The sequence below is a fragment of the Janthinobacterium lividum genome (genome assembly GCF_034424625.1).
GTDB lineage: Bacteria > Pseudomonadota > Gammaproteobacteria > Burkholderiales > Burkholderiaceae_D > Janthinobacterium > Janthinobacterium lividum.
In genome coordinates this window covers 1,631,908-1,644,183 of sequence record NZ_CP139976.1, presented here as the reverse complement: position 1 = coordinate 1,644,183, position 12,276 = coordinate 1,631,908, and the positions used below count along the sequence as shown (strand labels likewise).

13 protein-coding genes are annotated in these 12,276 nt (G+C 60.9%); 2 read left to right on the top strand and 11 right to left on the bottom strand.

Annotation, left to right across the window (positions count from 1 at the left end; all coding sequences use genetic code 11):
- Positions 1-69 precede the first annotated feature (69 nt).
- Positions 70-2,721, bottom strand: coding sequence for a TonB-dependent receptor (locus U0004_RS07385; protein ID WP_167468636.1), 2,652 nt, complete (start codon positions 2,719-2,721; stop codon positions 70-72).
- Between the two features lie 459 nt (positions 2,722-3,180).
- Between U0004_RS07385 and U0004_RS07380 the strand changes: the two genes are divergently transcribed.
- Positions 3,181-3,921, top strand: a complete 741-nt coding sequence (locus U0004_RS07380; protein WP_034781815.1) for a GntR family transcriptional regulator — start codon at positions 3,181-3,183, stop codon at positions 3,919-3,921.
- 191 nt (positions 3,922-4,112) lie between these two features.
- Here the strand turns inward: U0004_RS07380 and U0004_RS07375 are convergent, their stop codons facing one another.
- The 10 genes from U0004_RS07375 to rpsP form a co-directional block, all read right to left on the bottom strand.
- On the bottom strand, positions 4,113-5,582 hold the full coding sequence (locus U0004_RS07375; protein ID WP_081345695.1) for a carbon-nitrogen hydrolase family protein: 1,470 nt from the start codon (positions 5,580-5,582) through the stop codon (positions 4,113-4,115).
- Positions 5,579-6,397: an AraC family transcriptional regulator gene (locus U0004_RS07370; RefSeq protein WP_070257499.1), complete on the bottom strand. Its 819-nt coding sequence runs from the start codon at positions 6,395-6,397 to the stop codon at positions 5,579-5,581. Before U0004_RS07370 ends, U0004_RS07375 begins: the two co-directional genes overlap by 4 nt.
- A 78-nt stretch (positions 6,398-6,475) precedes the next feature.
- Positions 6,476-6,925, bottom strand: coding sequence for a CBS domain-containing protein (locus U0004_RS07365; protein ID WP_035825422.1), 450 nt, complete (start codon positions 6,923-6,925; stop codon positions 6,476-6,478).
- An 81-nt stretch (positions 6,926-7,006) separates the two neighbouring features.
- Complete coding sequence (locus tag U0004_RS07360) at positions 7,007-7,342, bottom strand: DUF3579 domain-containing protein (protein WP_029496213.1); 336 nt, start codon at positions 7,340-7,342, stop codon at positions 7,007-7,009.
- Between the two features lie 225 nt (positions 7,343-7,567).
- Positions 7,568-8,527 carry a CobD/CbiB family protein gene (locus U0004_RS07355; RefSeq protein WP_034759859.1) on the bottom strand — a complete coding sequence of 320 codons (960 nt, stop codon included), beginning with the start codon at positions 8,525-8,527 and terminating at the stop codon, positions 7,568-7,570.
- 97 nt (positions 8,528-8,624) lie between these two features.
- Positions 8,625-9,284, bottom strand: a complete 660-nt coding sequence (locus U0004_RS07350; RefSeq protein ID WP_070257498.1) for a CoA pyrophosphatase — start codon at positions 9,282-9,284, stop codon at positions 8,625-8,627.
- Between the two features lie 81 nt (positions 9,285-9,365).
- Complete coding sequence (rplS, locus tag U0004_RS07345; RefSeq protein WP_010395528.1) at positions 9,366-9,749, bottom strand: 50S ribosomal protein L19; 384 nt, start codon at positions 9,747-9,749, stop codon at positions 9,366-9,368.
- 133 nt (positions 9,750-9,882) lie between these two features.
- Positions 9,883-10,629, bottom strand: coding sequence for a tRNA (guanosine(37)-N1)-methyltransferase TrmD (gene trmD, locus U0004_RS07340; protein WP_070257497.1), 747 nt, complete (start codon positions 10,627-10,629; stop codon positions 9,883-9,885).
- Positions 10,630-10,679: 50 nt separating this feature from the next.
- Positions 10,680-11,237: a ribosome maturation factor RimM gene (gene rimM, locus U0004_RS07335; RefSeq protein WP_070257496.1), complete on the bottom strand. Its 558-nt coding sequence runs from the start codon at positions 11,235-11,237 to the stop codon at positions 10,680-10,682.
- 13 nt (positions 11,238-11,250) lie between these two features.
- Entirely contained in the window at positions 11,251-11,502 is a 252-nt protein-coding gene (gene rpsP, locus U0004_RS07330; RefSeq protein WP_010395524.1) for a 30S ribosomal protein S16, read from the bottom strand.
- A gap of 277 nt (positions 11,503-11,779) precedes the next feature.
- Here rpsP and U0004_RS07325 point away from each other — a divergent pair, with 277 nt between their 5' ends.
- Positions 11,780-12,214 carry an NINE protein gene (locus tag U0004_RS07325; protein WP_034781788.1) on the top strand — a complete coding sequence of 145 codons (435 nt, stop codon included), beginning with the start codon at positions 11,780-11,782 and terminating at the stop codon, positions 12,212-12,214.
- Positions 12,215-12,276 lie beyond the last annotated feature (62 nt).

Below are 12,276 nucleotides of genomic sequence, written 5' to 3'. Positions count from 1 at the left end.
CCAGCTGCGCTCCGCCATTGTCATGCCATCCCGGGTGTCCGCCGGGAGGCATCAACTACATAAAACGTCTTACATCTTGCCTTGCAGTGCCAGGTAGATCTGACGGCCGTTCTTGTAGAACGCGCCCGGCATGTCATCCGAACCTGGGGTCTTGATGGTCGAACGCGACAGTGGATTGTTCAAGTCCTTGCCGTCCAGGGTGATGGCCAGGTTTTCCGTCAACTGGTAGGCGATCGATGCGGACAGGCCGCCGATGCCAGCCTGGTAGGCGGCGCTGCGACGCGAGGTGCCGTTCAGGAATTCCGAACGGTAGCTGTACGTCAGGCGTGCGCTGAACTTGTCGTTTTCAAAGAACGCGCCAATGTTATACGCATTTTTCGAGGTGCCGATCATCGTGCATTCGCCGAAATCACCGCATGGCGAACCCTTGACGTTGCCCGTTTCCTTGCCATCGGTATAGGTGTAGTTGGCGTTCACACCGAAGCCTGCTGGCAACGCTTGCACATACGACAGTTCCAGGCCTTTGACTTCCGCCGTGGTATTGGTTGGCGTGCCAACTTCATACTGGGTGAACTTGTTCTGCAACTGGTTGTAGAACGTCGTCACACCTTTGCCGTAGGTGACATACCCATCAAGCGACGAGTAGAAGATGCCAGCCGAGACCATCGATTTTGGCGCGAAGTACCATTCCACGCCGATGTCGGCGTTGTTCGAACGGATAGGACGCAGGTTAGGATTGCCGGCGTTGCCGTCGAGCTGGTTGTCGCGCAGATCCAGGCCAGCCATCATGCCCAGTTCAGGACGGGCCATGGTGCGGCTGATACCGAAACGGCCGATGATATCCTTCGTCACATCCAGGCGGAAGTTGGCGCTAGGCAAGAAATCGTTATACGTGTTGGTGTAGTTCTTGATTTCGTACTGGGCAGCCGGGTTCAGCTCGTAGCGGTTGACGTCTTCCTTGGTATGCACATAGCGCACGCCAAAGTTACCCGACAGGCCTTCCGTGCTGAAGTTCGCCATCGCGTAGACCGACTGGGTCGGTTCCTTGATGTTGAACTCGGACTGGCGCAGGTTGCCTTCATACGTGGCGTTATCCTTGAGCCACTTGTTGACGCTCGCTTGCGAGAACGTCCAGTAGCCGGCGCCGTTCACGCCCAGGTCCTTGAAGTTGCTCGGGAACGAGGTCAGGCCATCCATCGGCAGGTTGGCGGTGACGCCCAGCGATGGCTTGGCGACGATGCCGATGGCGGTCAGGTCACGCTTGTGTTCCGCGACGCGGGCACCGAATTCCACCGACGAGATCGCTGGCAAGTCCAGTTTCAGGATACCGTCGATCTGACCATAGGTTTCCTTGTCGTTCGCGGTGACGTGCGAACCGTAGGTGTAAGGCGTTGCCTGACGGCCGCCGATCGAGAACTTGTTCGCGCCCGGGGTATCGTAGATCACGCCATGGCTGGCGCCGTTCTGGGTGTAGCCGCCGCCCGTCCAAGGCATCCAAACGCCCAGCGCGCCGCTTTCCGTGTTGCCCACGCCCTTGGTCGTGCCGACTTTGCCCGAGAAGGTCAGGCGGTCATTGACGCGGTATTTGGCATCGACGTTGAAGAAGTCGGACTTGCTTTCCGCCACAGGACGGCTGAACTCTTCCTGCACTGCGCTGGAATAGCCGGCGCAGATGGCGCCGCAATTGGCTGGCACGGTGGTGTGCAGGCCGGTAACGATACCGCCCTTGTAGGTGCCGCTGACGTTGCCGACAGGATAACCACCCTTGCTGCCCGTTTCCAGGCCCACGGTCTGGATGAAGTTATGGTTGATGTTGGGGGCGTCGAGTTCGGAATGGAACAGGGTGAAGTCCAGGGTCAGCGCGCTGCTCGGCTTGATCTGCACGTCGATCAGGCCGCCCTTGCGGGTGCGTTCCTGTTCGAACCAGGCGGTGCCGCCCATGTAGTTGACGCGGCCACCGGCCGAACCTGGCAAGGCGCCAGCGACTGCCGAATCCGCGGCAACGCCGTCATACCAGACGCCATTTTCCTGGCCAACACGGCTCAGTTTGCGCTTCTGATAGAAGCCCTGCAGCATCACACCCATGGTGTTGTTATCGTTCTTCCAGTTCAGCATGCCGCTCACTTGCGGATCTTTCTTGCCCGAGTTGGACGAGTACACGGCGCCCAGGCTGACCTGGCCCGTAATTTGTTTCTTGAAGTCCAGCGGTTTGCGCGATTCGATATCGATCACGCCCTGTGCGCCGCCTTCCAGCAGGTTCGCTTGCGAACCTTTGTGCACGGTGACGCGGCCGATCAGTTCGGAAGGGAACAGCGAGAAGCTGACGCTGCGGCCACCGCCGATGATGTTGTCGGCAAACCAGTCGCCGCTGCTGACCGAGTGGCCATTGAAGGTGGTCAGGGTCAGGCCGAACGGTGTGCCGCGCAGTGCCACGCGGTCATTTTCGCCAAAGCTGCCTTCGTTGCCGCCCGCAGCGGCGACGCTGACGCCGGGCACGCGTTGCAGCGAGTCGGCGATATTTTTGTCAGGCATCTTGCCCACGTCTTCAGCCGTGATCACTTCGACCAGGCTGTCGGAATTGCGTTTTTGGTTCAAGGATTGTTGCAGCGATGCACGGATACCCGTCACGACGACGGTCTGGCCTTCGTCAACTTCGGCCGCTGCTGCCGGCTTGGCTGCCACGGCTTCCTGCGCATGCGCCGAGAAACTCGCGCCTGCCATCAACATAGCCACAGCAGCGGCGATAGGCGTCAAATTGCGTGCTGCAGAGCTAGCTGTCAAATTGCGTTTCATGTACTCCCCCTTGATTTAGGCTCCAGGATTGGATCCTTTTCATTTTTAATGTAGGTCTTCTTTCCAGCCGCCCACTCTCGCCGGCATGCTGCAGACCCTTCGGCACAACCACTTACAAAACCAATTCAACGCCAATATACTACTATCCAATACCAGAACACTACCAGTTGCAACTTTTTTTTTATAACGTTGCTTGAATCACACAGACCACTTTATCTAAATCAATCCGTAGCCCGTATGAGCAGGCTAAATCCCAGCGAAGCCAGGCATAAATTGCTGGCATGACAATTCAAATTGGTTTTATAACGGCCTTTTTTGGTATTATCCAGCGACACAAAACAGATACAGAGCGCGTCTGCAACGCGCCGTAACGGAGACCCTCAGCGTATGACAACCCTGGCTCACATCATGCAAGGCCTGGGGCAGACGAGTAGCCTGCCCCTGTACCAGCAACTGCAGCGCGCGCTGCGCGAAGCGATCGACAAGCGCATCCTCGGCCCCGAAGAAGCCCTGCCGGCCGAGCGCCAGCTGGCCAGCGACCTGTCCGTCTCGCGCATCACCGTGCGCAAGGCGATCGATGGCCTCGTCAACGAGGGCTTGCTGGTGCGGCGCCCCGGCTCGGGTAATTTCATCAATACGCGCATCGAGAAAAATTTCGCCAAGCTGACCTCGTTTTCCGAGGATATGCGGGCACGCGGACGCACGCCGCGCAGCGTGTGGCTCAAGCGCGCGGAGGGCACCGTCACGCCGGAAGAGGCCTTGCGCCTGCGGCTGTCGCCGGGCGCGCCCGTGTACCGCTTCCACCGCATCCGCTATGCGGACGAGGTGCCGATGTGCCTGGAATACGCGACCATCGTCGCCAGTTGCCTGCCGAACCTCGACGCTGTCGATATCTCCATGTATGACGCGCTGGAACAGGCGGGCAACCGGCCCGTGCGCGCCTTGCAACGGCTCAGCGCCTTGTTGTTGACGGGGGAGCAGGCCAGCCTGTTGCAGGCGGAGGAAGGCGACGCGGGATTGTCGGTGGAAAGACTGGGCTTTTTGCGCGATGGCCGTGCCGTGGAATTTTGCCGCTCCTACTTCCGCGGCGATATGTATGACTTCGTGGCTGAATTAAGTACCAATTAATACCAGCTGCCCGAATTTCTGAATACCAGATAAAACCACTTATTGCAGTGCAATATATATGCCGGCATCGCGGCTATATATGCACGACAATGGTGCAATCATCGGCGGCGATTATGAGTCTGCGTGCGGAGAATATAAAAGAACGCCGCGCAATGCGGTTTTGCGCATCGCAGCAAAACGGTGATTATCCGTCAGGAAGCGGGCGCGGCGCGGCGGCCCACGCACAGCAAAATCACGCCCAGCGCCACGCACAGCCAGCCGAATAGCGGCCCCAGCCATCCGGCCCAGGTAGCGACGCTCGGCTGCGCCGGCAGCGGCGCGAGCAAGGTACTGCCCGGCATGGCGCTGCTGGCCCGCTCCGCCAGCACGCGTCCATATGCATCGCTGACCGTCAGCACACCCTCGCGCGCCGCGCGCAGCACGGCATAACCGTTTTCCACGCCGCGCACCACCGTCATGCGCGCCCCCATCCAGGCGTCCAGCTGGAAATCCCAGGCCGGCACCAGCATCGCCTGCGCCCCGGCCGCGCCATACGCCTGTCCCAGGGGTGCGAAATGCATGTCCTTGCAGATGGCCAGTCCCATGGCCATCCCCGCTACCGGCTGCACGGCATAGGCGTTGCCGGCAAGAAACTCGCGCTCGGGCGGCGCCAGATGATGTTTTTGATAGCTGACAGGCGCGGCGCCATCGGGCGCGAACAGCCACGCCAGGTTGCGCCGGCCGGCAGCGTCCTGCACGCCCAGCCCCAGGGTGATCCACGCGCCCGTGCTACGCGCCAGCGCCTGGAAACGCTGTTGCACGGCGTCCGCCTGCGCTGGGGCCAGCACGGCTATCTTTTCCGGCAACAGCACCAGCTTGGCGCCCTGCCCGGCCAGTTCTTCGACATGGCGCGCGTACTGCTCCCAGATGGCTTGTGCGCGCGCTGGCGGCGTGGCCGGGCCGATAAAGTCATCGATGGCCACCAGCCCCGCCAGCGGCCCTGCCGGCGCAAGTGCCGGAGCGCCCTGCACGCGCCAGGCGCCACCGGCAAACGCCACCGCCAGCAGCAACACGGCAGCGCCCGCCGCTGGCGCATACGCGCGACCGCCTGCCAGCAGCAAGGCCAGCGCGGAGGGCGCCAGGCACAGCAAAAACAGCAGGCCAGGCACGCCCGCCAAGGCCGCCACCTGCAGCACGGCAAGGTTATCCGCTTGCGAATACGCGAGGCTGCCCCAGTTACCATCCGGCAGCAAGGCCGCCATCAGCGTATCGATGGCCACCCACAGCACGGGATACGCCAGTACCGTCCAGGACGCCCGGTAGCGCAGCACGAGGCGCCGCGCGGCCAGCACCACCAGCAGCCACAACAGTGCCTTGACAGCGATCACGGCCAGCACGGCCGGCAAGGGCATGAGCAGGCGGAAATAGGCAAAGTTCGATGACAGGCCCAGCACGGCGGCCAGGAACGTCATCCAGGCCGCATCGCGGCGCGACGAGCGCAGGGCCAGCCACAGCACGGGCAGCGGCGCGCACCAGGCCAGCCAGCCCAGCGGCTGCGGTCCCAGCACCCAGTGAAGGGGCAGGCCCGCCGCCAGCGCGGCTGCGGTTTGCAACAGGCGCTGGCGCAGCGCGGTGCCACCGGCAAACGCAGCCGATGTAGTCAAGGTCGGGAACATGCTCATGCTTTCAAGGGGAGCCAGATTTCCACACCGCCGATGCCGCTGGCGGGATCGAAATGCTGGTCGTAGCGTTCAAAATCGGGCGCGTCGGCCACTTCCAGCCCGGACTGGGGCAGCCATTCGTTCCACACCGTGTGCCAGGTGGCGCGGATGGTGGAAATATGCCCCCGGTGATGAAACACGGCATAGCGCTGCGGCGCGATGCGCAGCCGCGTCCAGTTCTCGGGGGCCTGGGAAAAGTCGCTTACCGGCATGGCGCACAGGTAATCGAAATTGCCCGCGTCGTCATTGTTGCAGCACACACCATACACCAGCTGGCCGGGCGCCACATGGGGCAGGAAGCGCTGCCACAGGGCGGGGATGCCGGCAGCCGTTTCTGCGCGATAACGTTCGACTAAGCCCGCCACCAGCAAGGCGGGGCCCTGCTCGAAACGGGGCGCCTCCAGGGCCACGCCCGGCGCCACATCCATTTTGATGGCGTCCACCAGCGCGAGGTTGGCGACATGGCGCTGGGCCCGTACCCGCTCCGGCGTGATCTGGAACTGCTCGCGGAAGGCCCGCGTAAATGCCTCGTGGGAACTGTAGCCGGCCTGCAGCGCGACGGCGAGGATGTCTTGCGCGCCCTGCGCCAGCGCGCGGGCCGCCTCGCTGAGCCGGCGCGCCCGCACATAGCGCATCACGGAATGGCCCGTGGCCAGGCCAAACGCACGCGTCAGGTGACATGGCGAGGCACCGCCCACATTGGCGATGTCGCCGAGCGAGATATTCTCCGCATAGTGCGATTCGATATACCAGAGTGCCTTGGCCAGATAGTGCATGAACGCTTCCCGTTGAACGAGCAGCGACTGTAGCATTTTCGGGGGAAGTGGATTTGACTGGAATTGCGCAATACGGGCTTATTTCCGGGTGCGCTTTTCGTACACCAGCTGGCCGCTGCTGATGCGGGCCAGCTCGGCCATTTCCTGGGCCAGGAAGGCGAGCAGGTCGTCGATGCTGACTACGCCGGAGAGCGCGCCCAGGCTGTTGACCACAGGCAGGCGGCGGATGCCGTTGACGCGCATGCGTTCGATGATGTCATAGACGTCCTCGTCTTCGCTGGCGGTAAGCAGCTGCGCGCTCATGATGTCGCCCACCAGCAGGCTGGCGGGGTCGAGGCCCAGGGCAATGACGGAAATGACGATGTCGCGGTCGGTGAGGATGCCGATGGGGACGCGCTCGCCGTTCGGCTGCTCGGCCACGATCAGGTCACCCACGTGGTGCTGGCGCATCAGCAGCGCCGCGTCCTGCACGCTGGTGTCACGCTGGCAATGGATGGTGTGCAAGGTACAGATGTCGCCGATGCGCATGTCGCCACTCCGTTTGAGGCAGAGTGTCCACGCTACGCCAGCCCACCGTGGCGGGCTTGAGGCACATCAATGAAACGGGTCTTACTTTTCTTCGGGGGGCGGCAGGAAACAGGCTTCGACGATTTGCAGGTCGTTATCCTTGGCAAATTCGCGCACGAAGTGAAACGCCATCGGCTCGATCTCGCGCAACTTCGTGTTGACCACCACCGACTTGACGCCATTGACGACGGTCGGGCGCACGTAGGGCGAATACTGGAGGTGCGCATTGCGCCCGCCACCTTCGGGATTGAAACAGGACATCACTCCGCAAAGGCGCTCGGCCCAATCGCTGGGTCGGAATTGCTTGCCATTGCTGGTGAGACCAAGGATGAAGAACTCGTCTGAGAGTTCCCCTGTTTTTTGAGATAACTCGGCCATGTGGCTTGTCGGGACTGGATTGCGTGAATGGCCCCGGCGGGTAAGCCGGGCTGGTAATTCAACTACGTTTGCTGCGGTAAGCCAGTATTATATCTTATAGAAGACTTGGGTTCTACCTCGATCTGCCCTGACGATGCAAACAGGGGCCGGCACGCCTTGCGCGCCAGCCCCTATTTTAACCTTGTTCCACGCGCAAGGCGCATGGATGGCGCATGTGCGCCCGCGTCAGCCGAGGAAAACAGCGCCCGACATCAACAGCAGCAGCAGCATCCACAGCAGCAGGGCGCGCCACACGAGGCCCACCGTGCTCTGCAAGGCGCGCGCGCCCGGCTCTTCGCCTGGCAGGATATCGCTTTCGCTGTCGCTGTCATCGACGGCCATGTCCGGCGTGACGAGCACGCGGGCCGCCGTTTCCGCTGGCGTGCCCAGGCGTACGCCCATGGCGCCGCCGCCGGCCGTCAGAATGATGCCGATGGCCTCATCCTGCCAGCGCTGGGCGAAGTTGCGCCAGGCGTAGATGGCATCCTCGAAATTGCCGACCACGGCAAACGCCACGGCCGTCAGGCGCACGGGGATCCAGTCGATCCAGTAAAAGGCGCGCGCGGCGAACTGGCCGAACGCTTCATTGCGCATGTGCTCGGGTTCGTTCCAGGCGCGCGCCAGGTATTCGGCCACACGGTACATCACGGCACAGGCAGGGCCCAGTGGCATGAGAAACCAGAAGAACACGCCAAATACATTGCGGTGCGTGGTGACCAGGGCTTTTTCCACGGCGATGCGGGCGATTTCGCTCGCTTCCATGCCCACCGTGTCGAGCTTGGTCCACTCGGCCAGCAAGGTGCGCGCGGTCGCTTCGTCGCCGGCGCTCAGGGCCAGCTGGATCGACGTGAAGTAATGACTGTAGTGACGGAAGCCCAGGGTCAGGTAGACGATGAGGACGTTCCAGGCAAAGGCCAGCAGGGTCAGCTGATAATGCTGCAAGAGCCAGTAAATACCGGCCGTCGGCACCATCAGCACGCCGATCATGAGGAACCAGCCCATGCGGCCATGGTTGGCGTGGCCGGCATTGAACCAGGTCTCCATGCGCATTGCCAGGCTCTTGATTTCGGCGTAGATCGGATTGTCCGCGCGCAAAGGTTTGAGCTGCTCGATCAGCAATGCGCAAAGTATGGAGAGAAATGTCATCAAACGTCCTTTTTGTCTTTTTCAGCAATACCGCAATGCCCGCTACGATAGCGCAGTGCAGTGCTGGAATCAAACTTATTACGTGCGGGGCGCCATTTTACGCGCGCAAGAGGTGAAACAGATTGCGCAGCATGCCGGCGGTGGCGCCCCAGATGTAGAAGCGCTCGTACGGCATGGCGTAGAACGAGCGCCGTCCGCCGGGCAATTCCACCGACAGGCGCTGATGGTTGAGGCCATCCATGAGGAAGACCAGCGGCACTTCGAAGATTTCCGCCACTTCGGACGGGTCGGCGCGCAGCTCGAACGGCGGCGTCACCAGGCCCACCACGGGCGTGACCTGGTAGCCGGTACCCGTCAGGTAATCGGGCAGGCAGCCCAGCACTTCGATATGCTCGCGCGCCAGGCCCACTTCTTCTTCCGTTTCGCGCAAGGCCGTGGCGATGGGCGACACATCGAAGGCTTCGCTGCGCCCGCCTGGAAAGCTGACCTGGCCCGCATGGCTGCTCAGGTGGTCCGTGCGCATGGTCAGCAAGATGGTCAAGCCCTGTGGCCGTTGCACCAAGGGAATGAGCACGGCGGCGCGCACGGGCACGGCACGGGCGGAAAGAAAATCCTGGGTAATCTCGGGCTGCCAGTCAGGCTGTTCGGCCAGGCGCTGGCGCAGCCAGGCGGGCGTCAGGCGCACGGCGTCCAGCGCCGCCTCGCCGGCGATCGAATCGATGGCGAGTTGTTTTGGATCAAATGCGATAGTGGCCATGGCAGCTTGCCTCAATAGCAATTCAGAATAAAAAAAGGGGCACCATAACAGGCACCCCTTTTCCCAACGCAGACGCTGATATTACGCGCTTGCTTTCGCCACAACGCGGCGATTTGGCAATTTTTCTTTGATACGCGCCGATTTACCCGAACGCTCACGCAGATAGTACAGCTTGGCGCGGCGAACGTCACCACGGCGTTTCACTTCGATCGAAGCGATCAGCGGCGAGTACAGTTGGAACGTACGCTCAACGCCTTCGCCGGACGAGATCTTGCGAACGATGAAGTTCGAGTTCAGGCCACGGTTACGACGGGAGATAACGACGCCTTCGTAAGCCTGGGCGCGCTTGCGCGTACCTTCGACTACGTTGACGCTGACGATAACGGTATCGCCTGGTGCGAATTCAGGAATGGTTTTACCCAGACGAGCAATTTCTTCCTGCTCTAATTGTTGAATCAAGTCCATTTTTATAACTCCGAAAACCATCATGCCGGCGCACTGTGGATAGCAAGTATCCGCCCGGTAGAGGATGGGTATTACCAATTTGGGCAACATGCCCGGCACTGCAAGGCCACCCTGCTTGCCGTCCGAAAACGGCTTACAGGCTGGCCAGGAATTTTTCGTCGGTCTTGCTGAGCAAGCCGGCGGCACGCGCGCTGACCAGCAGGTCAGGCCGCTTTGTCGCGGTCGCTTCCAGCATGCGCTGGCGGCGCCACTTGACGATCTCGGCATGGTTTCCACCCATCAAGACGGGCGGCACGGCCATGCCTTCATATGTTTCCGGCCGCGTGTAGTGCGGCGAATCGAGCAAGCCATTGACGAAGCTGTCCTCGATGGCCGATGCCTCGGTGTTCAAGACACCCGGCAACAGGCGGATCACCGCATCCATCAGCGCCATGGCAGGCAATTCACCGCCCGAGAGGACAAAGTCGCCGACGCTGATTTCTTCGTCGACGCAACGGTCCAGCAAACGCTGGTCCACGGCTTCATAGCGGCCACACAAGATCACCAAACCAGGTTCGGCTTTCAGTTGCGTAACGCGCTCGTGCGTCAACGGACGGCCTTGCGGCGACATGAACACCACGCGGGGCGCCGCCAGACCGAGGTCAAGCTGACGCTGCTTCGCGGCAGTAATTGTCGCTTCAAGGGGACGGGCCATCATCACCATGCCGGGGCCGCCGCCATACGGGCGGTCATCCACGGTACGGTGATTGTCGGTCGTGAAATCACGGGGATTCCACAGCGACAAGCCACATTTCCCCTGCTCGAAGGCGCGCCGGGTCACACCCGACTGCGTCAGCGCGGCAAACATTTCCGGGAACAGGGTCACGACATCAAATTGCATCGTTCACCATCCTGCAAAGTTTGCCCGGCGCAAAGTTAAGCGCAGGCGGTTTAATAATCGAGGCCCCAGTCGACCGTGATCTTGCTGGCGGTCTTGTCAACGTTAATGACAAACTGGCCAACAAACGGGATCAGGCGCTCAGGCGCCTTTTCAACGGTCTCATCGGCAGTGGCGACGGGCGTAACGCGCAAGATCGACTGCGGACCATTGCTCATCATGTCGTGCACTGTGCCGAGGCACTCGCCTTGCAAATTCTCGACTGTCAGTCCGATCAGATCGGACCAATAAAATTCATCGGCCGTCAGCGTCGGGAAATGGCTACGCGGAATTTGCACAGAGACGCCTTTCAGCGCTTCTGCGGCATCCCGCCCGACCACACCCACCAGCTGGGCCACGACGTCGCCGCCGTGTAACTTCGCTTGCCTGACTTGAACATCATGCAAGGTCGGTTTATCAAACCACCAGGTTTTGACGCTTAATAATGCATCCGCATCTTCGGAGAAAGGAGTGATCCTGACTCCGCCAGCAATGCCATAAGCACCGGAGACATAGCCTACCTGTACCAGGTCATCGGGGACTTTCACCCCGGATGCAGTCTTGACCGTCAAACCAGTGATCTAATTAAGCTGCTGCTTTGTTGTTGCTGGCTACCAGGCGAGCAACGGTTGGCGACAATTGTGCGCCAACGCCTTGCCAGTAGGCCAGACGGTCTGCGGTGATACGCAGTGGAACTTCGCCACCTTGCGCCATCGGGTTGTAAAAACCGATACGCTCAATGAAGCGACCATCGCGGCGATTGCGCGAATCAGTAGCGACGATGTTGAAGAACGGGCGCTTCTTGGCGCCTCCACGAGCTAAACGAATAACGACCATAATATTTCCAAAAAGTGTGCTGAGGCGGAAAAAGCCGCAAATTATAGCGCGCTTTACCGCCAGGCAGCAAGCGTTATGATGACGGGCGTGTAATTTGGGCTAATCAAACATTATGACCAGTCATGGCCGAAGACGCAATAGGCGCGTGCGTCTATCGTGCCGGCCATGGCTTGAAATCAGGCGAAATCATTCCATAAACGCCACAGGAAAGTGCTATCGTTGCACCAGACAATGGCCGATACTGGCAATCTTTACCGATGAGCAACTCTGGAGTCCCATGACCACCGCTACCATTTTGCAACAGTCGCACAAGAACAAGGCATTCACGACACTACTGGCCTTCCTGCTGGGCATGCTGGGCGCCCACCGCTTCTACCTGCATGGCAGCAAAGACCGCTGGGGCTGGCTACACCTGGCCGCCCTGCCCGCCTCCTTGCTGCTGCGCCAGCTGTTTCCCGAGGCCGACTGGTTTTACCAGATTTTGCCGCTGACCCTGTCCGCCCTGGGCGGTTTCCTGGAAGCGCTGGTGCTGGGCCTGATGCCGGACGACAAGTGGGATGCGCGCTACAACGCCGCCTCCGGCCGCCTGTCGGACACGGGCTGGCCCCTGGCCGTCGTGCTGGTCGCTACCTTGATGCTAGGCGCAGGCGTACTGATCGCCACCATGGCGCGCCTGTTCGACTTGCTGTATACAGGCGGTGCCTACGGTTAATTTCCATATGGAAAATGACTTCAGATATGGCGCGCCACACGCACATGTAAGTGTTGGTAAGC